This is a genomic window from Nonomuraea montanisoli, from assembly GCF_013363975.1.
Classification (GTDB): Bacteria; Actinomycetota; Actinomycetes; order Streptosporangiales; family Streptosporangiaceae; genus Nonomuraea; species Nonomuraea montanisoli.
The window spans coordinates 203,559-226,779 of record NZ_JABWGN010000002.1; the positions used below are offsets into that span (position 1 = coordinate 203,559).

The window sequence follows — 23,221 nt, forward strand, 5'->3', positions numbered from 1 at the left end:
AGCTTAGGCCATGGCTTGCGCTTGGGATAGCGGTATCGACGCATCGAAGGCCCTCACGTGTACCTCTCTAGAGAGATACAGCCCTATGTCGCTACCTGTTCAACTTTCATCGAACAGCCGATCATGAGCTGGTGGGGACGGACGGAAATCATAGCAAGAACCATGAAAAAACCGACAAATCCCCTCGCGCATGGTGCGCCGAAGCCGTCACCCGCCTCCACGCCGGCCGCCCCGAGGAGGCGCTGCACGCCGCCCACCGCGCCGCGGAGGCGGCCGCGCGCGACGACCACGGGGAGGCCGCGGCCGCGGGGGAGTGGGCGCACCGGCTGGTGAGCCTGGCCCTGGAACGGCTCGGCCGCGACGCCGAGGCCCTGGCCCCGGCGCGGGAGGCGGTACGGCTCTCGCCCGGCTCCTGGGCCGCCCGGGTACGCCTGGCCGCCGCGCTGTCCCGCCTGCCGGGGCACGCGGACGAGGCCGCCGCCCAGGCGGGGCTGGCGCGGTCGTTCGCGCCGGAGCAGCCGGCGGTCCACGTCCTGGAGGGGGATCTCGCCCTGCTGCGCGGCGACCACAGGCGCGCGGCCACGGCCTACCGCACCGCGCTCTCCCCGCACCTGGCGCTCTCCCCGCACCAGGCTTTCTCCCCGCACCCGACCGCTTCCCCGCACCCGACCGCTTCCCCGCACCCGGCCATCGGGTGGCACTCGTCCGCCGCATCGCCCTCGCCCGTCGAGCCGTCCTCGGGCGCCGGATCGCCTTCGGCCGTCGAGCCGTCCTCGGGCGTCGCGCCGCCGGCGTTCTCCGACCCGTTCGACCTGCCGCCGCGGGGCACCTCCGATCCGTTCGAGCGGCCGCCGCGGGGCACCTCCGACCTGTTCGAGCGGCCGCCGCAGGGCGTCTCCGGCCCGTTCTACCTGCCGCCGTCGGGCGTCTCCGGCTCGTCCGACCTGGCGCCGCCAGACGTCTCCGGCTCGTCCGCCGTCTCAGCGCCGGGTTCCTCGGGCTCGTCCGCGGCGTCCGTGCCGCCTCAGCACTCAGACCGGGCCGCCCGGCCCGCGACGCCTCATGACTCAGGCCGGCCCGGGTCCGGGGCCCATCAGGGCACCGGGTGGTCCGATCGGCCCAGGCGTCCCCAGGGGTCCGAGCCCGGGCGTCTCCAGGAGTCCGAGCCCAGGCATCCGCAGGAGTCCGACCCGCCCGGGCGTCCCCAGGGGTCCGGGCCGGTCGTCGTGCCCGTGGCGCCGTACGTCGGCGCCCCCGGGGAAGAGGCGGTGCTGGTGCGGGCGCGGGTCAATCTCGGGCTGGCGTTGCTGCGCTGGGACCGGCCCCGTGCCCATCACGACCCTTCCTGGCCGGTGGACCCCCGGGAGACCGGCCGGGCCAGGCGTGCCCTGGAGGTGTGGGCGCGGCAGGCCCGCCTGCTGGTGGCGGCGGCCACGCTCGGGGTGGCCGCGATCGCGTACACCGTCGGCCTCGCCCTCCAGGCGGAGCTGGGCGGCCTGGTCGCGCTGGGGCTGCTGGCCGTGCTCACCGTGCGGCAGGCCCGCCGGGTACGGGTCTGGCCGCGCGTGCCCGCCATGCTGGGGCGCGACCCGTGGCTCGGGACGGAGGTGGTCTCGGCCGCCGTGTCGGTGGCCGCGTATGCCGCCTGGCTGGCCCTGACCGCCGTCCCGGGCGTGCCGTCGTGGCTGGACCCGGTGTGGGCCGGGCTCGCGGCGATCGCGGTGCTCGGCTGGCCGGCGCACGCCGCTCTGCGCGCACTGGCCGGCACGTGGCGCGGCCGTCCGGTCCAGGCCCTGGAACGGTTCGCCGCCGCCGCGTACGGCGAGCGGACGACCCGTGCGACCTCGGTGGAGAGCGGCTCGCCGGCGCTCCGGAACGCCGGCGAGGCGAAGCGGACGGCGCGCGACATCGCCGGGGACGGGAGACGGAGGGCGCGGGGGGACGCCGCGGAGGGCGAGCGGACGTCGCGTGGGAACGTCCCCCAGGGAGGGCGGGCGGTGCGGGGGAACGCCGCGGAGGGGTTGCGGACGGCGCGACGGAACGCCGGGGTGGCCCTGTGGATCATCGCGGGCCGCACCTGGTCGGTGCTGGTGCCGCTGGTGCTCGGCGCCCTGGCCGTCGAGCCGAGGGCCGCGCTGGCCGCCGTGGCCGTGCCGTACCCGCTGCTGCGCTGCTACCGGCGCGTCCGCCCCGCGCCGGGCGCACGCCGCGAGGACGCGTGGCTGCGCGCGGCGGTGGTCCTCCTCTCCGTGGCGGCGGCCGGGTGCGCGGCGGGCGCCCTGCTCGGCTGGGTCGCGCGCCTGCCCGGCTGGGGTGGACACGGCGGCCCAGCGGGAGGCCCGGGCGGTGCGACAGGAGGCCCCGGCGGTCCGGCGGGAGGCCCCGGCGGCGTCGTGGGCGATGAGACCGGCCTTCCCGGGGGCGCCATGAGCGGCCCCACCGGCATGCCCGGCGGTCCGTGGGCCGAGGGGGCCGCATGGGCGTGGCGGGCAGGCATCGCGGCGCTGGGTCTCGTGGCCGTCGTGTTCGCGGTGCGGGCGGCGCGCGCGTGGTGGCGCGGCGGCCCGGGGCCCTGGCGATCCTCGCTGCTCATGTGCGACCTGCCCGCCGGTGACGAGCCGTCCGTGCCGCTCGGGCCCGAGGCGCGCCAGGCGCTCGCGTACGCCAGGAACGTCGTCCTGTCCTTCGCCGACCCCCTCGGCCCGCGGACGGTCGGCGCGGCGGCGTCCATCGGCCCCGCGGGCGAGCTGCGGCTCGTCGCCGAGGCCGGGGCGGGGGAGGCGGTGGAGGCGGACCCGCGGGTGGCGGTGTTCGCGGCGGGCCCGTCGCCGCGCCGCCGTTGGGTGGAGGTGCGCGGGGTCGCCGTGGCGGGCTCCGGCCTGCTGCGCGTCACCCCCAAGCAGGTGCTGACCGGCGACTTCCCCGGACGGCACCAGCGCGGCTGACCCCTGCGGCGGCGGCGCCGTGCCGTTCCCCGGCGTTGCCCGGGCTGCCCAGACCACTGAACCGACGCCGCCGACGCCGCCAGCTCGACGGTGCCGGCTCGACGGTGCCGGCTCGACGGTGCTGATCCGCCGCGTTGACCCGTGGAGGCTGCGTCGAGCGCCCTCTTCGTCCCGTACGTCCCCCGAGCGTCAGGCGTCACGTGGCGTGTCAGGTCCGCCCAATCGCCCGTCTGGTGCGGTATAACCGGGGGCGGACCGGGGAGGCGTGATGCGTGAGTCCGGCAGGGCCCAGGCCGCGGGGCGGGTCGCGGCGCGGGATCTGTTCGAGCGGGTGCGCCTGCGCTATTTCCATCTGCCCCCGGCCGTGCGCCGGGTGATGTACGCCTCGGCGCTGATCGGCTCCGTCGGTCTCGGCGCGGCCCTCGGGTGGGACCTCGCCCGGACGTTCCTCGTCACCCTGACCCTGCTCGCCTTCGCCGCGCTGACCCTGCGCTTCCCGCGCGCCGCCGCCACCGCCGTGGTCGTGGCCGCCTGGGTCGTGCTGATGCCGGTGTTCGTGATGCTGTTCCCGGTCGGCTCGCCCGCGCCGACGCTCCTGCTCGCGCTGGCCGTGCCGGTCGCGGGTGTCGCGCACCTGATCCGCTGGGTGCCGCCGTGGCTGACCGCCCTGCTGGCGCTGCTGCCCGCGGGCCTGCTCGCCGCCGCGCTCTCCCTGGTCTCCGAGGCCACCGCGGTCTGGGTCGCGTACGGCGTGGCCGCCGCGGTGCTGCTCTACCGCTTCGTGCTGGCCCGCCGCGCCCGGGCCGAGCTGGCCGGCCAGGAGCAGGAGCAGCTGCGCGTACGGGTGCGCGAGGGCGGCCCCGCGCAGCAGCAGGAGCGGGGGACGGCGCCGCCCAGCATCTCGGTCGAGGAGGCGCTGGGCGAGCTGGAGAGCATGATCGGCCTGGCCCCGGTCAAGGAGCAGGTGCGCTCCATCGCGGCCTCGATCGAGGCGTCCCGGCTGCGCGCCGAGGCCGGCTACACGGCCGGCCGGCCGACCCGGCACTTCGTCTTCTCCGGGCCGCCCGGCACCGGCAAGACCAGCGTGGCCCGCACCCTCGCGAAGATCTTCTACGCGTTCGGCCTGCTCGACACCCCGTACGTGGTCGAGGCGCAGCGGGCCGACCTGGTCGGCGAGTTCCTCGGCGCGACCGCGATCAAGACGAACGAGCTGGTCGACCGGGCCCTCGGCGGCGTGCTGTTCATCGACGAGGCGTACAGCCTGGTCAACTCCGCCGACGGGCAGCCCGACCGGTTCGGCGCCGAGGCCGTGCAGACCCTGCTCAAGCGGGCCGAGGACGACCGCGACCGGCTGATCATCATCCTGGCCGGCTACGAGCAGGAGATGGCCGGCTTCCTCGCCTCCAACCCCGGCCTGGCCAGCCGGTTCGCCACCCGTGTGCGCTTCCCCAGCTACTCGCCCGGCGAGCTGGCCGAGATCACCGAGCTGCTCCAGCGGCGCCGGGGCGACACGATGTCCGACGAGACCAGGGCGGCCCTGCTCGGCCTGTTCGAGGACGTCCACCGGAGGGGGCTGGTGGACGAGCTGGGCAACGCCCGCTTCGCCCGCAGCCTGGTCGAGGCCGCCGCGCAGGCCCGCGACGTGCGGGTGGTGGGCGCGGGCGGCACCCCCTCCACCGAGGACCTCGTCACCACGACCACGCCCGACCTGACCAAGGCGTTCAACGAGCTGACCGCCCGCTTCCGCGGCCACGAGGCCACCCCCACGCTGGAGGAGGCGCTGGCCGACCTCGACCGGATGGCCGGGCTGGCCCCGGTCAAGCGGCAGGTCCACGCGATCGCCGCGCAGCTCCAGGTGGCGCGCATGCGGCAGGAGCGGGGCCTGCCCACGCCGCCGCAGACCCGCCACTTCGTCTTCGTCGGCCCGCCCGGCACCGGCAAGACCACGGTGGCCCGGGTCGTCGGCCGGGTCTTCGCCGCGCTCGGCCTGCTCGCCCGGCCCGACGTGGTGGAGGCGCAGCGCGCCGACCTCGTGGGCCAGCACCTCGGCGCGACCGCGATCAAGACGAACGAGCTGGTCGACCGGGCCCTCGGCGGCGTGCTGTTCATCGACGAGGCGTACAGCCTGGTCAACCCCGGCTACGCGGGCGGCGACGCGTTCGGCGCCGAGGCCGTGCAGACCCTGCTCAAGCGGGCCGAGGACGACCGCGACCGGCTCGTCATCGTGCTGGCCGGCTACGAGCGCGAGATGGACGCGTTCCTGGCCACCAACCCCGGCCTGGCCAGCCGCTTCAACCAGCGCGTCGCCTTCCCCAGCTACACGCCGGCCGAGCTGTCGGAGATCGCGGTGCTGCTGGCCGACAAGTCCGGCGACCATTTCGACGAGGCCGCGCTGCGCGACCTGGACGAGGTCTTCACCTGGGTGTGCGAGGAGCGGCTGATCGACGGGCTCGGCAACGGCCGGTTCGCCCGGTCGCTGTTCGAGCGGGCGGCCATGCGCCGCGACGTGCGGCTGGCCGCGCTGGCCTCGCAGGGCGCCTCCGCCACCTCGGCCGAGCTGACCACCATCACCAGCGAGGACGTGCGCACCGCCGTCGACGAGATCTCGGGCCGTTGACTTCCTCCCCGCCCTAGAGGACTGGGATTCCCCGTGCCACGAGTGCGGCATGCTGCCGCACTCGTGGCCGGAGTGGTTGACGATTCACAGACCGCCCAGTGGCGAGGTCTCCACGTCCTGACACGGACTGCCCGCCCGCGTGTTTGATGTTGACGGCGGCGTTCACGTCCGCGTGTACGACCAGGCCGCACCCGGTGCACCGGAAGACCGCTTGACTCTCGCGGGACTTCAGGTCCACATGGGCGCAGGCCGAACACATGATGCTCGTGTACGCCGGGTTCACCTTGATGATCTGAGTACCGGTGGAGCGGGCCGCACTGGTGAGGGCGAGTTCCAGGCCATGCCAGCCCTTGTCGGGTGATGGCCCGGTTCAGGCCCCGCTTCCGGGTGACACCCCTGCCGGGGGCCTCGGCGGTCCCCCTGGTCGAACGGGTCATGTTCGCAGTCTTCAGGTCTTCCAGCACAATGGTGCCGTAGCGGGCGCACAAGCTGGCGGCGGTCTGGGCGTTGAAATCCTGGCGGCGCTGACGTACCCGGAACATGATCCGGCCCAGCTTCGCCACGACCTGGCGGCGGCGGTTGCTGCCCCACCGGGTGCGGGCGAGCTGCTGTTGAAGCCGCCGGTACCGCTGCGATTCGCCGGAGGTGATGTAGGCCCGGTCGTGGAACGCGCCGTCGCTGGTGGAAGCGGCCACGACCACGCCCCGGTCGATCCCGACCGCAGGACCGGGATGCGCTGCCGGGGCGGCCTGCCCGTCCTCCACCAGGAAACTGATGTACCAGTGGCCACCGTCACGTGAGACGGTCGCCGACCGGATGGCGCCGCCCAACGGGCGCGACCAGCGGAACCGGACCCACCCGAACTTGGGGAGTTTCACCTGCCCCCAGCGGCGGCCCAGCCGCTCCACCGCGATCGCGCTGCCTTGCGGGAACCGGAACGACGGCGTCCAGCGGCGTGCTGAGCGCCAGCGGACCTTCCACGCCCCGTGCCGCGCGCACGCCGTATCAAGATCCTTCAAGGTCTGCTGGAGGACCTGAGAGGGTGCGTCAGCCAGCCAGGCGAACTCGGTCTTGGCCTGTGCCAGTCCATACGCTGCGGCAAGTCCCACCGACCTGTTCGGCGTAGGCCTCCTGGTCGGCGGTGAGGTGCAGCCGGTAGCGGCGTCCCGTCAGCACCATGCACCCCCTCCAGCATGCTTGTCGAACACCCTATCGGCGGTCTCATTGATCACAAGGTGGAATGCCGGCGTGGAGGCACATGGAAACCGCGCTGCATGTCCATCCGGTCTTCGTCACCGGGTGCCGGCGTGGTGGTCGCCTTCGACAGTGCGGTAAACCCCGGGGGGCGGGCCCCGCGCGTCCTGGCCCCCTCCCCGTCGCATGGTGTAGCAATATGACTACGCATCGTGCGCGGGAGGGGGGAGGATGGCGGGGTTCCTGGCCCGCAGGCTGCTCAACTACCTCGTGCTCGTCGCCGTCGCCGCGAGCCTGGCGTACATGCTCGCCGCCACGGCCCTCGACCCGCGCTCCAACTACGCCGACCGCACGCCCAAGCCGCCGCCGGCGGTCATCGACGCCCAGCTCACCGCGCTCAACCTGAACGACCAGGTCCCGCTGCTGGAGCGCTACGCCGTCTGGGCGGGCGGGGTGCTGCACGGCGACCTCGGCAAGAGCGTGACCGGCTCGCCGGTCAACGACGACATCGCCCGGCGCGCCGGGGTCACCTTCCGGCTGGTGGTGCTCGGCATGATCGTGGGCAGCGTCGGCGGGGTGCTGCTCGGCGCCCTGGCCGCGGTCCGGCAGTACGGGTGGTTCGACCGCGTCTCGACGGCCCTGTCCTTCGCGGTGCTCGCGGTGCCCGTGGTCGTGCTGGCCAACATGCTCATCCTGTTCGCCACCTGGCTCAACGACCGGCTCGGCACCCAGGTCTTCCTGGTCAGCGGCGAGTACACCGGCGGCCTCGACACCGGCTTCTGGGGCAGCGTGCTCGACCGGATCCAGCACCTCGTCCTGCCGACCGCCTCGCTGTCGCTCGCGCTGGTCGCGGTCTTCAGCCGCTACCAGCGCAACATGATGCTCGACGTGCTCGGCGCCGACTTCGTCCGCACCGCGCGGGCCAAGGGCCTGAGCCGGCGCGCCGCCCTGACCCGCCACGCGCTGCGCACCGCGCTGGTGCCGGTCATGACGTACTTCGCGTTCACGTTCGGGGCGCTGCTGACCGGCGCCACGTTCACCGAGAAGATCTTCGGCTGGCACGGGCTCGGCGAGCAGCTCATCAACTCCATCTTCACCAACGACGTCAACACCGTGGCGGCCATCGCGCTCCTCGCGGCCGTGGCCGTGCTGTGCGCCTCGCTGGCCTCGGACCTGCTGCACGCCGCGCTCGACCCGCGGGTGAGGGCGGGATGACGCTCCCCGAGGAGGAGGTGGCCGAGGAGCTGACCCCCGGCGTCCCCGGGCGGGGGCCGCGCCGGGCGCCGTCGCGCGGCCGGGTCGTCGTGCGGCGGTTCCTGGGCTCGCGGCAGGGGGCGGCCGGGCTCGCGGTGCTCGTGGTGATGTTCCTGCTGGCCTTCGCCGGGCCGCTGCTCAGCCCGTGGTCGTACACCGACCGCGACTTCACCGCCTTCCTCCAGCCGCCCTCGGCGAGCCACTGGTTCGGCACCCTGCAGACCGGCGCCGACGTCTACGCCGTGACGCTGCGCGGCATGCAGAAGTCGCTGATCGTGGGGCTGCTCGCGGCCCTGGTCTCCACCGCGCTGGCCGCGCTCGTCGGCGCCTTCGCCGGGTACTTCCCGGGCTGGGCCGACCGGACGCTGACCTGGCTGACCGACCTGCTGCTGGTGCTGCCCGCGTTCCTCATCCTGGCGATCATGTCGCCGGTGTTCGGCGAGGGGACGTGGGCGCTGTTCGTGCTCATGCTGGCGCTGTTCCTCTGGATGGTCACCTCCAAGATCGTCCGCAGCATGACGGTCTCGCTGAAGCGGCGGGAGTTCATCCAGGCCGCCCGGTTCATGGGCGTCCGTCCGGTGACGATCATCTTCCGGCACGTGCTGCCCAACCTGTCGTCGCTGCTCATCGTGGACGCCACGCTCAACGTCAGCGCCGCCATCCTCACCGAGACCTCCCTGTCCTACTTCGGTTTCGGTATCCAGCCGCCCGACGTGTCGTTCGGCACGCTCATCGCCGACGGCTCCAAGACGGCCGTGTACGCGCCGTGGACGTTCTGGTTCGTCGCCGGGCTCCTCGTCGTCACCGTGCTGGCCGTCAACCTCGTCGGCGACGCCCTGCGCGACGCGTTCGACCCGACATCCACGAGGCCGCGATGACGCCCACCTCCACGAGGCCGCGATGAGACCCGCCACCACGAGGCCGCGATGACACCCGCCACCACGCCCGAGACCGCCCCGGCGCACGCCCCCGCGTCGGCGCCCGTGCTCGACGTCCGCGACCTCGACGTCTCCTTCGGCGACGTGCCGGCCGTGCGCGGCGTGTCCTTCGAGGTGCGGCCGGGCGAGGTGCTCGGCGTCGTCGGCGAATCCGGGTCCGGCAAGTCGGTCACCGCGTCGGCGATCATGGGCCTGCTGCCGTCCTCGGCCCGCGTGTCCGGCTCGGTGCGGCTGCACGGCCGGGAGCTCGTCGGCGCCCGTGACAAGGAGCTGAACGCGCTGCGCGGCCGGGCCATGTCGATGGTCTTCCAGGACCCGCTGTCCGCCCTCACCCCCGTCTACCGGGTCGGCGACCAGATCGCCGAGGCCGTGCGGGTCCACCAGCGGGTCACCAAGGAGCAGGCCCTGGTCAAGGCCGTCTCGCTGCTCGACCTGGTCGGCATCCCGCACCCGGCGGAGCGGGCGCTGGCCTTCCCGCACGAGTTCTCCGGCGGCATGCGGCAGCGCGCGATGATCGCGATGGCCATCGCCAACGACCCCGACCTCGTCATCTGCGACGAGCCGACGACCGCGCTCGACGTCACCATCCAGGCCCAGGTGCTGGAGGTGCTGAAGAAGGCGCGCGACGAGACGGGCGCCGCCATCATCATGATCACCCACGATCTGGGGGTGGTCGCCGGGCTCGCCGACCGGGTACTCGTCATGTACGCGGGTAGGCCGGTCGAGGTGGGGACCGTGGACGACGTCTACTACCGGCCCCGCATGCCGTACACGGTGGGGCTGCTGCGCTCGATCCCGCGGGTGGACCGGGGCGCTCAACGCAGGCTGGAACCCATCGAGGGCTCGCCGCCCTCGCCCGCCGCGCTGCCGCCGGGCTGCCCGTTCGCGCCGCGCTGCCCGCTGCACGTCGCCGCCTGCGACGAGGCCGAGCCGCCGCTGTTCGAGACCGGCCCCGGCCATCTGGCCGCCTGCATCCGGTGGGAGGACGAGGCCGCCTCCGAGGCCGAGGCGGCGGAGGCGGAGGAGGCCGAGAAGGAAACCCAGGCTCCCGCGGAGGCCGAGGAGGCGCGGGAGGCCGAGAGGGCGGTGGAGGCCGCCGTCCCGAGGGGCGAGCCGGTGCTGCGGGTGGAGGGCCTGGTCAAGGACTATCCGCTGCTGCGCGGCGCGGTCTTCAAACGCCGCGTCGGCACCGTCCACGCCGTGGCCGGGATCAGCTTCGCGATCCGCGAGGGCGAGACGCTCGGGCTGGTCGGCGAGTCGGGCTGCGGCAAGACCACGACGCTGCTGGAGATCCTGGAGCTGGCCAGGCCGCAACGGGGACGCGTCGTCGTCTTCGGCCACGACACCGCCCGGCTCGGCCCCGCAGAGCGCATGGCGATCAGGCGCGACATGCAGGTCGTCTTCCAGGACCCGCTGGCCTCGCTCGACCCGCGGATGACCGTCCACGACGTCGTGGCCGAGCCGCTGCGCACCCACGGGCTCGGCGACTCCGGCCGCCGCGTCGCCGAGCTGCTCACGCTCGTCGGCCTGGCGCCGGAGCACGCCGAGCGCTACCCGCAGGACTTCTCGGGCGGCCAGCGGCAGCGCATCGGCATCGCCCGGGCCCTGGCGCTGGAGCCCCGGCTGCTCGTGCTCGACGAGCCGGTCTCGGCGCTCGACGTGTCCATCCAGGCCGGCGTCATCAACCTGCTCGCCTCGCTGAAGGTCAGGCTCGGCCTGTCGTACCTGTTCGTGGCGCACGACCTGGCCGTGGTCCGGCACATCGCCGACCGGGTCGCCGTCATGTACCTCGGCAGGATCGCCGAGATCGGCGCCGTGGACGCCGTCTACGACGCCCCCGCACACCCGTACACCCAGGCATTGCTGTCCGCCATCCCGCTGCCCGACCCCGCCCGCGAGCGCTCGCGCAGGCGGATCCTCCTGGAGGGCGATCTCCCGAGCCCGGCGCATCCGCCGTCGGGCTGCCGCTTCCGCACCCGATGCCCGAAGTTCCGCACGGTGCTGACCGAGGACGAGCGCGTCCTGTGCGTCGAGGCCGAGCCCGATGTGCTGCCGGTCGGCGAGCCCGCCGGCGACCAGGGCGCGGCCTGCCATTACGCGGAGCAGCTCGACGTCGTCCAACCCAGGAGGAACTCCCGATGAAGGCACACGCAGCCCGGATCGCGGCCCGCACGGCCGTCGCCGTGGCCGTCGCCCTGTCCGTCCCGGCGGCGCTCACCGGCTGCGGCGGGCAACAGGGCGCCGGAGGCGGCCCCGGCGACGAGACCGCCCGGTCCGTCAAGGCGTACGACATCAACCCGCAGCCGCGCGAGAAGGTCAAGGACGGCGGCACGCTGCGCTGGGGCGTCAACGAGTTCCCCGCCCAGTGGAACCGCAACCACGTCGACGGCAACCTCGCCGTCGCCGCCGTGATCAGCAACGCGCTGCTGCCCGCGCCGTTCCTGTCCGACGAGAAGGCGGTGATCAGGCCCAACCCCGACTACGTCCTCGACGCGAAGCTCACCGCACGGGAGCCCAAGCAGGTCGTCACCTACCGGCTCAACCCCAAGGCCCGCTGGTCCGACGGCAAGCCCATCACGTGGGCCGACTACGAGGCCCAGTGGCAGGCGCTCAACGGCAAGGACCCGCGCTACCGCATCGTCTCGGCCACCGGCTACCAGGACATCCAGAAGGTCGTCCGGGGCCGCGACGACCACGAGGTGGTGGTGACCTTCGCCCGGCCGTTCGGCGACTGGCAGTCGCTGTTCGGGCCGCTGCTGCCCGCCTCCGCCAACCGCACGCCCGACGCGTTCAACAACGCGTGGCTGAACAACATCCCCGTGACCGCGGGCCCGTTCCGGCTCAAGGGCTTCGACCAGACCGCCAAGACCATCACGCTCGTCCGCGACGAGCAGTGGTGGGGGCAGCGCGCCAAGCTCGATCAGATCGTCTACCGCGCCTCCGAGCAGGACGCCCTGATCGGCGCGTTCGGCAATGGCGAGCTGGACGTCGCCGACATCGGCCCCTCCGCGCCGGACTACGCCCGCGCCCGCACCACCCGCGACGCCCAGGTGCGCCAGGCGGCCGGCCCCGACTTCCGCCACATCACCTTCAACGGCTCCAGCGACCTGCTGCGCGACCAGCGGGTCCGCCAGGCCGTCCAGCTCGGCGTCAACCGGCAGGCCATCGCCCAGTCCGACCTGCAGGGGCTCGACTGGCCGATCACGCCGCTCGGCAACCACTTCTTCATGAACACCCAGGAGGGCTACCAGGACAACGCCGGCGCGCTCGGCGCCTACGACCCGGCGCGCGCCAAGCAGCTCCTCGACCAGGCCGGCTGGAAGGTCGCCGGCGCGGTCCGGCAGAAGGACGGCAGGCCGCTGGCGCTGCGCTTCGTCGTGCCCTCGGGCGTGCAGGTCAGCAAGTCGGAGGCGGAGCTGGTGCAGAGCATGCTGAGCCAGATCGGGGTGCAGGTCTCCATCCAGGCCGTGCCGAGCGACGACTTCTTCACCAAGTACGTCATCCCCGGCAACTTCGACCTGACGGCGTTCGCCTACATCGGCACCCCGTTCCCGGTGTCGAGCAGCTACGGCATCTACGCGAACGCGCCGGACGGCAAGACGTGGAACGCCAACTTCGGGCGCACCGGGTCGCAGGCCATCGACGACGCCATGAACAAGGCGAGCCAGAGCCTCGACCCCGCCAAGGCCCGGGTCGCCACCAACGAGGCCGACCGGCTCATCTGGCAGGAGGTCAACGTCCTGCCGCTCTACCAGCGCCCGCAGAACGTCGCCGTGCGGTCGTCCCTGGCCAACGTGGGCGCCCGCGGCTTCTACGACCTGCGCTACGAGAACATCGGCTTCACCCCCTGATCCGGCCGGTCCGGCGATCGTGCCAGGGGGAGGGATCTGTCGGTGGCCTCCGGTAGAACGGGGACGTGACGACTTCCCTCGCCTGGTCCCAGATCCTCGCCTGGCGGCTGCGCCGGCAGTTCGTGAGCAGCCCGGACGGCGCCGACGCCGTGGCGGTCGCCCGGCGGCTGTGCGGGGTGCAGGCGCAGGTCGCCTCGTCGGCGCGCCTGGCCGTGGCCGTCAGGAGCGCCCGCCCCGACCCGGGCGGGCCGGACCGCGCGCTGTGGGAGGCCCGCACCCTGGCCAAGACCTGGGTCATGCGCGGCACCCTGCACCTGGTGCCCTCCGACACGCTGCCCGACCTCTGCTCGGCGCTCGGCACGCTGCGCTTCTGGGAGAAGGCGTCGTGGCAGCGGTGGCACGGCGTCACCGCGGCCGAGATCGACGCCATCGTCGACGCCGTGCCACGGGCCCTGGGAGAGCACCCGATGACCCGCGAGGAGCTGGTCGGCGCCGTGGTGGAGGTCACCGGCGACGACCACCTGAGACAGGCGCTCACCTCCGGGTGGGGCGCCCTGTTCAAGCCGCTCAGCCGCCTCGGCGAGCTGTGCTACGGGCCGCCGCGTGAGGGCCGGGTCACCTTCACCGCCCCGCGCCGCTGGCTGCCGGGCTGGCCCGCGGCGCTGCCGCCGCAGGAGGAGGCGGGGGTGCGGGTGGCGCGGGCGTTCCTCGGGGCGCACGGGCCGGCGACGCCGGAGATGTTCGACAAGTGGCTGTTCGGCGGGGTGGCGCGCAAGGCGGTGCTCAAGGCGTGGTTCCGCGATCTCGGGCCGGAGCTGACCGAGGTGGAGACCGACGACGGCCGCACGCTGCTCGCGCTCACCGAGCACCTCGACGAGCTGGCCGCCACCCGGCCCTCGGAGGAGGTCAGCCTGCTGCCGGGCTTCGACCCGTACATCCTGGGCGCGCCCCGCGACCTGGAGCCGCTGATCCCGGCCGACGCCAAGGCCAAGGTCAGCCGCCAGGCGGGCTGGATCTCGCCGGTCGTCCTGCGCGGCGGGCGGGTGGTCGGCGTCTGGCGGCCCGAGGGCGGCCGGGCCGTGGTGGAGCTGTTCGAGGCGGTGCCGGAGACCGCCCTGGGGGAGGCCGTGGCCCGGGTGGAGTCGCTGCTGGCCGCCGTCCCGGCGGACGCGACCGACCAGGCCGACGCCTGAGCGAACACCGCCCGCTCTCACGCTGCCGGAGCGGTCCGGCGGCCTGAGGAGGGCGAACTGGGCGGGTCTGCCACACTTGCGGGATGCAGCGTGCATTCACCCAGGTCGATGTGTTCACATCCGTCCCCTACCACGGCAACCCGCTCGCCGTCGTCCTCGACGGCAAGGGGCTGACCACCGAGGAGATGCAGCGGTTCGCCCACTGGACGAACCTGTCGGAGACCACGTTCGTCCTCCCGCCGACCGATCCGGCAGCCGACTACCAGGTGCGGATCTTCACCACGGACTCCGAGCTGCCCTTCGCCGGCCACCCCACGCTCGGCACCTGCCACGCCTGGCTCGCGGCCGGCGGCAGGCCCCAGCAGCCGGGCGTGATCGTGCAGGAGTGCGGGGCCGGGCTGGTGAAGGTGCGCGAGACCGAGGGCGGGCTGGCGTTCGCCGCGCCGCCGCTCGTCAGGTCGGGGCCCGTGGAGGAGGCGTTCGCCGAGCACGTGGCCGGCCTGCTGCGCCTCGACCGGAGCGAGATCGTCGACATCGAGTGGGCCGACAACGGACCCCGCTGGGTGGCGGTGCTGCTGCGCGACGCCGAGGCGGTGCTCGCGGTGGAGCCCGCCGTCGTCGACTGCTTCATCGGCGTGGTGGGGCCGCATCCGGAGGGGGCGCCGCAGGCGTTCGAGGTACGGGCGTTCTGCCCGTTCAGCGGCGGCACCGTCGAGGACCCGGTGACGGGCAGCCTCAACGCCGGGGTGGCCCAGTGGCTGCTGCGCACCGGACGGGCGAGGGCGCCGTACGTGGCCGCCCAGGGCACGCGGCTCGGCCGCGCCGGGCGGGTCCACGTCTCGACCGACGACGAGGGCACGATCTGGGTGGGCGGCTCGACCGTCCCCTGCGTCTCCGGGCACGTCGAGCTCTGAGCCTCCGGGCGGCCTCGCGCCGTGCCCGCGCGGCTCAGCCGACGCGGTGGGTGGTGAACCGGACCTGGTCGCCCGGCCTGAGCTGGGCGGCCACCGGCAGGTCGGCCGTCACCAGCACCGCGATGACCGGGTACCCGCCCGTCGGCGGGTGGTCGGCGAGGAACACGATCGGCTGCCCGCTCGGCGGCACCTGGAGCGCACCGGCGACCATGCCCTCGCTGGGCAGCTCGCCCTCCCGCGCCCGCGCCAGCTCGCGGCCGCCGAGCCGTACCCCGACGCGGTTGCTGTCCTGGCTCACCGTGTACGGCTCCGCGCACAGCTCGGCCAGCGCCCCGGGCGCGAACCAGTCGTCGCGCGGCCCCGGCAGCACCCGCAGCACGGCGGGCCGCGGCCCGCGCGGCGGCGCGACGTCCGCCACGATCGGCTCCAGGCCCGTCACGGGCCCCATGGGCAGCAGCGTGCCCGCGCGCAGCGGCTCGGGGCCCAGACCCGACAGCGAGTCGGTCGAACGGCTGCCGAGCACCGGCTCCACCGCCACCCCGCCGCGCACGGCCAGGTAGCTGCGCAGCCCCCACACGGGCGTCCCGAACCGCAGCTCGGTCCCCGCCGGCACCCAGAACGGGACGCCCACGCCGGCCGCCGGAGCCCGCCACCGGGCCCCACCGGACGCGTCCCTCCCGGAAGCGCCCTCACCGGAAGCGGCCGTACCGGAAGCGGCCGTACCGGAGGCGGCCGTACCGGAAGCGGCCGTACCGGAGGCATCCCCGGCCGGCGGCACGGCCGAGAGCGGGCAGCCCGCGCCCGTGACGGCCACCCAGGCGCCCGCGTGGAAGGCCAGGCGCGCCCCGCCGAACGTCAGCTCGATCCCCGCCAGCCCCTCCGGGTTGCCCACGAGGCGGTTGGCCAGCCGCAGGGCGGCCGCGTCGGCCGCCCCGGAGCCCGGCACGCCCAGATGGGCCAGGCCCGGCCGTCCCAGGTCCTGCACGGTGGCGTACGGGCCCGGCGCCAGCACCTCGATCACCCGCGACGCCCCGGGCGCGAGCGCCCCGCTCATGCGCGCTCGAACCTCACCCGGGTGCCCGGCCGGAACGGCGAGGGCGGGTCGGCCGTGACGTCCCACACCCGCAGCGACGTGTGTCCCAGCAGCCGCCACCCGCCGGGCGAGGCGCTGGGGTAGACGGCCGAGTACGGCCCCGCGACCGCCACCGAGCCGGCCGGCACGGACGTGCGCGGCGTGCCGAGCCGGGGCACGCGCAGGGCCGGGTCCAGGCCGGTGAGGTAGGCGAACCCCGGCGCGAACCCGAGCCAGCCCACCACCAGGTCGCGCCCGGTGTGCCGGGCGACCACCTCGTCGGGGGAGAGCCCGGCCAGCTCCGCCACCGCGTCGAGGTCCTCCCCGTCGTAGACCACCGGGATCCGCACGAGATCCGGCGCACCGGACTCCGCCGCGCCGGCGGCCGCGCTCTCCGCCCGCGCCGCCAGCCGTTCCAGGGTGGCGCGCAGCCGCGCCTGGTCCGCGCCGGGAGCGACCACCAAAACCGTCTCCGGCCCCGGCACGATGTCCACCACCCCGCGCGGCCGGTCGTCCCGCAGCAGGGCGTCCAGGCGGTGCGACACCTCCAGGGCGCCGGTCTCCACGATCAGCCCGTGCTCCCCGGCCGCGCGGATCACGCGAACGCCTGGAGCACGACCCCGGCCTCCAGCAGCCCGTCGCGCACCGCCCGCGCCATCCGCACCGCGCCGGGCGTGTCGCCGTGGACGCAGATCGAACGGGCCCGCACCTCCACCGTGCCGCCGTCCGCGGCCGTCACCGTGCCCTCCACGGCCATGCGCACGGCCCGCGCCGACACCGCCTCCACGTCGTGCAGGACCGCGCCCGGCTCGCGGCGCGGCACGAGCGCGCCCGCCGGCGTGTACGCCCGGTCGGCGAACGCCTCCGTCACCGTGGAGACGCCCTCGGCGGCGGCCGCGGCGTGGACCGCCGAGCCGGGCAGCGTGAGGATCGGCAGCGACGGGTCGTAGTCGGCCACGGCGTCCACGACCGCCGCGGCCTGCGCCGGGTCGCGGCAGATGCGGTTGTAGAGCGCGCCGTGGGGTTTGACGTACGAGACCCGCCCGCCCATGGCCCGCGCGATGCCGTCGACGGCCGCGAGCTGGTAGAGCACCTCGGCGCACAGCTCCTCGGGCTCGACGTCCATCTCCCTGCGCCCGAAGTGGGCGAGGTCGCGGTAGGACACCTGGGCCCCGATCGAGACGCCGCGGTCGACGGCCGCCGCGCAGGTGCGCCTGATCGTCACCGGGTCGCCGGCGTGGAAGCCGCAGGCCACGTTCGCGCTCGTGACGACGTCGAGCAGCGCGACGTCGTCGCCGAGCGTCCAGATCCCGAAGCCTTCGCCCAGGTCGGCGTTGAGGTCGATCACCATGGACCCATCATGACGTCATCGCTACCGCGGCGCGACGAAGAGGGTCTGAGTCGCCGTGCCGACCTCGCCGGACTCGTCGTACAGGGTCGAGCGGGTCAGGCCCCGGCCGGACGGCCCGACGACGGTGGCGGCGTCCATGCAGATCCACTCGCCGGCCGGCGCCCGGAACAGGGAGATCGTCAGGTCCACGTTGACGAACAGGTGGGTGGCGAAGTCCACGGCCGGGCTGACGCCGTTGCCGCTGTCGGCGAAGACCGCCAGCCGTTCCAGGGGCGTGGTCTCCTCGCCCTCGACCAGCGGGACCGTCAGCCGTCCCCACACCGTGGCCGGGCCGACCTCCAGGGGGTGGCCGGTGACGAAGCGCCAGTCCATGGCGCGGCCGTACCCGAAGCCGCTGCCCAGCCACGAATCCCGCTGACCGGGGGAGGGCGGCGGCACGGGCGCGGGCGGGCCCGGCACCGGCGTGGCGGGCGTGGAGGACTCCCGGATCCGCCAGGCGGTGGCCCGGCAGTGCTCCCGCCCGCCCGACGACACGCTCGCCGACAGGCACTGCACGCGCTTGCCGTCGCGCGCCACGTCCGTGCGCACCTCCAGCTCGCCCACCGGCACGGGCCCGAAGACGTCCACGACCAGGCGCGACAGCTCCAGTCCCGGACGTGGGGCGGTGGCGGCCAGCTCGTGCGCGATCAGCGCGGTGACGGGGCCCATGTGCTGCGCGCCGGGGTCCCACGGGCCCTGGGTGGACTCGGTCGCCAGGTAGCGGCCCGCGCCGAGGGCCTCGTACATCGCCATAGAACGAGATTCTAGAGCGGTCAGAACTCGTCCGGGATGTCGGCGATGTCGTCCAGGGCGGCGGCCAGCTCGTCGGGATCGCCGCCGATCCGCTCGGCGATCTCGATGAGCACGTGCAGCACGTCGTGCCGGTCGTGACCCAGGTCCAGCAGCCGCTGCGCCGCCTCCCAGAGCTGCGGCGGGTCGCCCTCCCACAGCCGGGCGGCGATCTCCTCGTGCCAGGCCAGGTGCTCCTCGTCCATCGCCCCGACGTGGTCGATCTCCAGCAGCGCCCGCCGGTCGGCCTCGTCGGCCGGGTTGAGCCGGTCGAGCTCGATCCCGTTGTGGAAGCCCTGCAGGAACGGGAACGCGAACGCCCGCCGCGCCAGCGCCGACAGGTCGCCGTCGGGCAGCAGCCGCTCCAGCAGCGGCCGGTCCAGCCCGAACGAGGTCGGGTCGCGGTAGGCCTCCGGGAACTTGCCGATCGCCTCCCACACGGCGTCCAGCGTGGCCTTCAGCCCCTGCTCCGGCAGGCCCGAGCGGCGCGCCGCGAAGCGCACCCACGCCGCCAGCACGTGCGGCATCGCCTCCTGCTCGGCCGCGCTCAGCATCACCTTGCGCGGCAGCCAGTCGAGCAGGAACGTCTCGCACTTGGTCGGGCTCACCCGCAGCGGCCGGCTGAAGTCCTGCTCGCAGCCGTACTCGATGATGTGGTCGGCGCAGCGCGAGGCCGCCGACGGGTCCGACAGGTGCTCGGCCGCGTCGGAGGCGAGGAACTCGGCGGCCAGCATGGCCCGCCGCTCGCGGCTGTAGGGCGCCTCGATGTGCAGCGGCGCGGGGCGCTTGCGGCCCGGCGGCAGCGCCTTCAGCCGGGCCCTGGCGAAGGCGTGGTAGGCGCTGTAGCTGTCGCTGACGGGCGGCGGGGTCTTCGGCTCGCCGGTGGCCTTCATCGCCGACTCCAGCAGCGCCCTGGCCTGCTGGGGCTCGATCTCGCCGAACACCAGCATCGGGTTGCCCGCGGCCTCCGCGCGGGCCTGCTCCAGCAGCTTGTCCACCTGGGAGGAGACCCAGGCGTCGCGCGCCATGCCGGACATGTTGTGGTCGACCACCATGACCAGCGCGTGCCGCTCCTGGCCGCCCGCGCCCGTCGCCAGCGCGTCGCCGCGCTCGGGCTCGCCCTCGCCGAACCGGTAGGCGAACGTGCAGATCACCGTGTCCTGGTCGCCGTACGCGTCACGCGAGACGTAGCAGCCGGCGGGCTTGACCGCCCCGACCCGGTCGGCCCAGCCGGGCCGGGCCACGCCCGACTCCATCATCGCCAGCGCCGCGCCCTCGGCCTTGGCGCCCTGGCGGGCCGTGCCGAGGTAGGCCAGGCAGATGAGCAGCGTCAGCGACGCCGGAGTGCCCGCCTTGGCGGCGTAGTCGACGAGTCCCTCACCGAGCACCTGCTCGACGTCGCCGCCCCTGACCCGCCGGCCCCACCAGGCGCCTATCATGTCGGAGACCATCAGCTCCGCGTCGAGCGGGCTGCGCACGGCCAGCAGCTCGCGGGCCGCCTGCACCATCTCCTTGAAGACGTCGTCTGGGGGGGTGCTCTCCCGGGGATCTCGTCGGTGTCGGCGCACGCCCTCACTCTCTCGCATTCCAGGCGGAAACGGTGCGTAGAACGCGGCCGTGACCCCGATGTTATCGGGGACTCCGCGGCGGCGGGGCGGAGTTCACGATCGCGAGCAGATGCTCCCGCGCGACGCGCTCCACGATCTCGGGAGTCGCCGTGATGCCCAGGTGGTGGGCGCACGCGCACACGTCGGCCACACAACGGTCGATGGTGTCCACGGGCACTGTCAGGAACTCCTCGGCCAGCCGAAGACTGACCGGCTCCCTGAGGAAGCGTGTGGCCAGAGCGAGCATAGGTGTGAGATTCCTCTGGATGCCCGGGGGCAAACCCCCAGGAATGGACTCAGGGCGACTTGCGCTCTCATTCCACCTTTTCTCGGGCCGGTGTCAAGCCTCCACTACGGTTGTGTTCGCATCCCCGCAAGCGCTTTCATGCGAAGCTGTTCCCATGCGCATCCAGCTCGCCCAGCGGACGGAGGCCGACGACCTGCTCGGCCGCAGTCCGCTCGCCCTCCTCATCGGCATGCTGCTCGACCAGCAGATCCCGATGGAGTGGGCGTTCACGGGCCCGTACACCATCGCCGAGCGGCTCGGAGGCGACCTCACGGCCGAGGAGATCGCCTCCCGCGACCCCGAGGAGTTCGCCGCCCTGCTGGCGGGGAAACCGGCGGTCCACCGCTATCCCTCCTCGATGGCGGCGCGTGTCCAGAGCCTGGCGGCCTATCTCGTCGAGCAGTACGGTGGCGACCCCGAGAGGATCTGGGCCGAGGCGGCCGACGGCAAAGAGCTGCTCAAGCGATTGCAGGCGCTTCCCGGTTACGGCAAGCAGAAAGCCCAGATATTTTTGGCACTGCTCGGCAAGCAACTGGGGGTCCGGCCGCCGGGATGGCGCGAGGCGGCGGGACCGTACGGCGAGGAGGGATCGTTCCGGTCGGTGGCGGATGTGGTCGACGCCGACACGCTGGGCCGCGTGCGGGCCGCCAAACAGGAGGCCAAGCGGGCGGCGCGGGCCAAGTAGCCTGATCTTGCTGCGTAACGTGGAGCGATTTTGACAGGATGCGTTGACCGTATGGCCTGCGGGGCTTCCGTCCGCGCATGCCCATCGCCGATGATGTACAGCAGGATCCGGTCGCACGGAGCTGCGCTACGCCGATACACAGTTATGGAGATGTGCCGCGTGGGAGACCCTGGCACGCGACGGAGGTGCCGAGCATGAGCGCCGAGACCTCCGTTCCCCGTCCCCGGGAGTCGGATGTGGACATCTCAGACTCCGCCCTCTTCGGGGGCCTGCTGGCGGAGGCGCGCTACGCCTTCGCCTTCTTCGACCCCGACGGCCGGGTCCAGCGGGTCAACGACCTGTTCACCGACGTCGTCGGCGTGCCCGCCGAACGGCTGGTCGGGCGGGTGCCGGTCGAGGCCCTGGCCGCCGATCTCAGCCAGCTCATCACGCACGCGGTGCAGGGCGTCATCGAGACCGACGCGCCGGTGACCGAGAGCCGGGTGCGCGTGCGCACCCCCGAGGGCGAGCACCGTCACTGGTCGCTGTCGTTCTCGCCGATCCACGACGACGCGGGCGAGCTGCGGGCCGTCGCGCTGGTCGGGCTCGACGTGACCGAGAGCCGCCAGACCGAGGAGGACCTGCGGCGCAGCGAGGAGCGTTACCGGTCACTGGTCGAGGCGCAGTCGCAGCTCGTCTGGATCACCTCGCCCACCGGCACGGTCGTCGAGGACGCGCCGCAGTGGCGCGCCATCACCGGCCAGGGCCTGGAGGAGTACCTCGCCAACGGCTGGCTGGAGGTCGTCCACCCCGAGGAGCGCCGGCAGACCGAGGAGGCCTGGAAGGAGGCGCTGCGCGGCCGCACGATGTTCGAGTGGAACTACCGCGTGCGCACCCGGGCCAGCGGCTACCGCCACTTCGAGGTGCGCGCGGTGCCCATCATCCGGCACGGCCGCGTGGTCGAGTGGGTCGGCGCCAACACCGACGTCACGCCGCAGCGCGAGGCCGAGGAGATGCGGGGCAGGCTGACCGACCAGCTCGGCGCCGCCGCGCTGCGCACCGCCCGGCTCCAGGGCGCCACGGCCATACTGGCCGAGGCGCTCACCGTGGAGCAGGTCGTCCAGGTCATCATCGACGTGGGCCGCACGGCCCTGGCGGCCGACCGCTCGGCCGTCGCGCTGCTCGACACCGACCGGGCCGCGCTCAAGCTGATCAACGGCGAGGGCGTCCCCGAGGCGGCCGGCACCTCCGGCGAGGAGATCCCGCTCTCCCACACCAGCGTGCTCACCATGGCCGTCAACAGCCGGCGGCCGGTGTTCGCCGAGTCGCCCGACAGCCTGCGCTCGCAGCTCCTGGAGGCCGGCGGCGACGAGCAGGTGCTCGCCAACTACCTCACCCACAGTGACGAGCGGGCCTGGGTGGGCCTGCCGCTGCTGGCGGCCGGCCGGGCCCTCGGCGCGCTGCGCTTCTCGTTCACCAGGCCGCAGAAGATCTCCCAGGAGGACGGCGTCTTCCTGGAGGCGCTGGCCGGGCAGTGCGCGCTCGCCGTCGAGCGGGCGACGCTGTTCGAGCGCGAGCACAAGACCGCCGAGACGCTCCAGCGCAGCCTCCTGCCCGACCGCCTGCCGGTGGTCAAGGGGCTGGAGCTGGCCCAGCGCTTCCGCTCGGGCAGCCGTCACGTGCAGGTCGGCGGCGACTGGTACGACGCGTTCGTGCTGCAGGACGGGCGTGTCGCGGCGGTCGTCGGCGACGTCATGGGCAAGGGCGTCAAGGCCGCCGCGGGCATGGGCCGCATCCGCAACGCCATGCGGGCGCTGGCGCTGACCAACCCGCCGCCCGCGGCCGTGCTGACCGGTCTCGACCGGGTCTTCGACGCCACGGAGGAGGAAGAGCAGGTCACGACCCTGGCGTACATGGTGGTCGAGCCCGTCACCGGCGAGGGCACGCTGGCGCTCGCCGGCCATCCGCCGCCCGTGCTGGTCTCGCCCCAGGGCACCGCGATGCTCTGCGACGCCCAGCCCGGCACGCCGCTGGGCTGGCCGACGAGCCGCCGGCAGTTCCGGTTCGTGGTGCCGCCGGGTCACACCGCGGTGCTGTACTCGGACGGTCTGGTGGAGAACCGCAAGCGGGGTCTCGACGCCGGACTCGCAGAGATTTGCAGTGTTGTGACCGAAGCGCCGCCTGAGGTCGTGAGAAGTCCGCACATGCTGCTGGACTTCCTGGTTGACCGGATGTTGTCGGGATATGAACAGGATGATGACGTTACCGCCCTGGCCATCCACGTGCCGCCCGCCACGAAGAGTGACTGAATGAAACAGTCATAAGGGTTGCTTTCGGGTATCAGTGGCGCGCTTACGTACGCACTACTGCCTTGGTCGGCCTAGGGTGGAGGTCAACCGCCGGGAGGTGGCCGTATGGAGTGCGAGGTCATGCCACAATGCTGGGCAGGTCCGTCGCGGTCCGCACGGCCTCACCGATCTCCGAGAGAGGCAACAGCCCCCCAGCGG

The 23,221-nt window shown here is 73.7% G+C and carries 18 protein-coding genes and 1 pseudogene; 10 read left to right on the top strand and 9 right to left on the bottom strand.

Translation table 11 applies throughout. The annotated features are described in order from the left end of the window. The first annotated feature begins 131 nt into the window (after window positions 1–131). A complete protein-coding gene (locus tag HTZ77_RS04450) occupies window positions 132–2,945 on the top strand; it encodes a hypothetical protein (RefSeq protein ID WP_175588140.1) in 2,814 nt (937 codons plus the stop codon). Window positions 2,946–3,213: 268 nt separating this feature from the next. Continuing rightward, window positions 3,214–5,562 carry an AAA family ATPase gene (locus HTZ77_RS04455; RefSeq protein WP_175588141.1) on the top strand — a complete coding sequence of 783 codons (2,349 nt, stop codon included), beginning with the start codon at window positions 3,214–3,216 and terminating at the stop codon, window positions 5,560–5,562. Window positions 5,563–5,575: 13 nt separating this feature from the next. Here HTZ77_RS04455 and HTZ77_RS45765 read toward each other — a convergent pair whose 3' ends face one another. From HTZ77_RS45765 to HTZ77_RS48660, 3 genes and pseudogenes are all read right to left on the bottom strand, one after another. Continuing rightward, on the bottom strand, window positions 5,576–5,899 hold the full coding sequence (locus HTZ77_RS45765; RefSeq protein WP_235994370.1) for a transposase: 324 nt from the start codon (window positions 5,897–5,899) through the stop codon (window positions 5,576–5,578). Between the two features lie 70 nt (window positions 5,900–5,969). Next, window positions 5,970–6,671 (bottom strand): annotated as a pseudogene (locus HTZ77_RS45770) (RNA-guided endonuclease InsQ/TnpB family protein); the annotation flags it as partial. Next, window positions 6,610–6,741, bottom strand: coding sequence for a helix-turn-helix domain-containing protein (locus HTZ77_RS48660; protein WP_407940474.1), 132 nt, complete (start codon window positions 6,739–6,741; stop codon window positions 6,610–6,612). The pseudogene HTZ77_RS45770 and the gene HTZ77_RS48660, both read right to left, overlap by 62 nt. Before the next feature lie 246 nt (window positions 6,742–6,987). On the opposite strand from HTZ77_RS48660, the gene HTZ77_RS04465 reads away from it, so the two are divergent. The 6 genes from HTZ77_RS04465 to HTZ77_RS04490 all read left to right on the top strand — a co-directional run bounded on the left by HTZ77_RS04465 (window position 6,988) and on the right by HTZ77_RS04490 (window position 14,906). Continuing rightward, window positions 6,988–7,971, top strand: coding sequence for an ABC transporter permease (locus HTZ77_RS04465; RefSeq protein WP_175588142.1), 984 nt, complete (start codon window positions 6,988–6,990; stop codon window positions 7,969–7,971). After that, the gene (locus tag HTZ77_RS04470) at window positions 7,968–8,888 is read left to right on the top strand and encodes an ABC transporter permease (RefSeq protein ID WP_175588143.1); all 921 of its coding nucleotides are present in this window, start codon (window positions 7,968–7,970) and stop codon (window positions 8,886–8,888) included. The genes HTZ77_RS04465 and HTZ77_RS04470 overlap by 4 nt, the downstream gene beginning before the upstream one ends. Window positions 8,889–8,936: 48 nt before the next feature. Next, a complete protein-coding gene (locus HTZ77_RS04475) occupies window positions 8,937–11,090 on the top strand; it encodes a dipeptide ABC transporter ATP-binding protein (protein WP_175588144.1) in 2,154 nt (717 codons plus the stop codon). Then, complete coding sequence (locus HTZ77_RS04480) at window positions 11,087–12,799, top strand: ABC transporter family substrate-binding protein (protein ID WP_175588145.1); 1,713 nt, start codon at window positions 11,087–11,089, stop codon at window positions 12,797–12,799. Before HTZ77_RS04475 ends, HTZ77_RS04480 begins: the two co-directional genes overlap by 4 nt. Window positions 12,800–12,864: 65 nt before the next feature. Further along, complete coding sequence (locus HTZ77_RS04485) at window positions 12,865–13,992, top strand: winged helix DNA-binding domain-containing protein (RefSeq protein ID WP_175588146.1); 1,128 nt, start codon at window positions 12,865–12,867, stop codon at window positions 13,990–13,992. Between the two features lie 83 nt (window positions 13,993–14,075). Continuing rightward, window positions 14,076–14,906 carry a PhzF family phenazine biosynthesis protein gene (locus tag HTZ77_RS04490; RefSeq protein ID WP_175588147.1) on the top strand — a complete coding sequence of 277 codons (831 nt, stop codon included), beginning with the start codon at window positions 14,076–14,078 and terminating at the stop codon, window positions 14,904–14,906. Between the two features lie 34 nt (window positions 14,907–14,940). On the opposite strand, the gene HTZ77_RS04495 is transcribed toward HTZ77_RS04490, so the two are convergent. The 6 genes from HTZ77_RS04495 to HTZ77_RS04520 form a co-directional block, all read right to left on the bottom strand. After that, entirely contained in the window at window positions 14,941–15,960 is a 1,020-nt protein-coding gene (locus tag HTZ77_RS04495; RefSeq protein WP_175588148.1) for a 5-oxoprolinase subunit C family protein, read from the bottom strand. Continuing rightward, the gene (locus HTZ77_RS04500; protein WP_175588149.1) at window positions 15,957–16,577 is read right to left on the bottom strand and encodes a 5-oxoprolinase subunit B family protein; all 621 of its coding nucleotides are present in this window, start codon (window positions 16,575–16,577) and stop codon (window positions 15,957–15,959) included. Before HTZ77_RS04500 ends, HTZ77_RS04495 begins: the two co-directional genes overlap by 4 nt. Beyond that, window positions 16,574–17,329, bottom strand: a complete 756-nt coding sequence (locus HTZ77_RS04505) for a LamB/YcsF family protein (RefSeq protein WP_175588150.1) — start codon at window positions 17,327–17,329, stop codon at window positions 16,574–16,576. The genes HTZ77_RS04500 and HTZ77_RS04505 overlap by 4 nt, the downstream gene beginning before the upstream one ends. Before the next feature lie 21 nt (window positions 17,330–17,350). Further along, window positions 17,351–18,121 (bottom strand): thioesterase family protein, encoded by a 771-nt coding sequence (locus tag HTZ77_RS04510; protein ID WP_175588151.1) that lies wholly within the window; start codon window positions 18,119–18,121, stop codon window positions 17,351–17,353. Between the two features lie 20 nt (window positions 18,122–18,141). Further along, window positions 18,142–19,665 carry a hypothetical protein gene (locus HTZ77_RS04515; protein WP_175588572.1) on the bottom strand — a complete coding sequence of 508 codons (1,524 nt, stop codon included), beginning with the start codon at window positions 19,663–19,665 and terminating at the stop codon, window positions 18,142–18,144. A 121-nt stretch (window positions 19,666–19,786) separates the two neighbouring features. Beyond that, complete coding sequence (locus HTZ77_RS04520) at window positions 19,787–20,011, bottom strand: hypothetical protein (RefSeq protein ID WP_175588152.1); 225 nt, start codon at window positions 20,009–20,011, stop codon at window positions 19,787–19,789. A 154-nt stretch (window positions 20,012–20,165) separates the two neighbouring features. On the opposite strand from HTZ77_RS04520, the gene HTZ77_RS04525 reads away from it, so the two are divergent. Together HTZ77_RS04525 and HTZ77_RS04530 are read left to right on the top strand one after the other, a co-directional pair. Then, window positions 20,166–20,735, top strand: coding sequence for an HhH-GPD-type base excision DNA repair protein (locus HTZ77_RS04525; protein WP_175588153.1), 570 nt, complete (start codon window positions 20,166–20,168; stop codon window positions 20,733–20,735). A 194-nt stretch (window positions 20,736–20,929) separates the two neighbouring features. Further along, window positions 20,930–23,023 (top strand): SpoIIE family protein phosphatase, encoded by a 2,094-nt coding sequence (locus HTZ77_RS04530; RefSeq protein ID WP_175588154.1) that lies wholly within the window; start codon window positions 20,930–20,932, stop codon window positions 23,021–23,023. Window positions 23,024–23,221 lie beyond the last annotated feature (198 nt).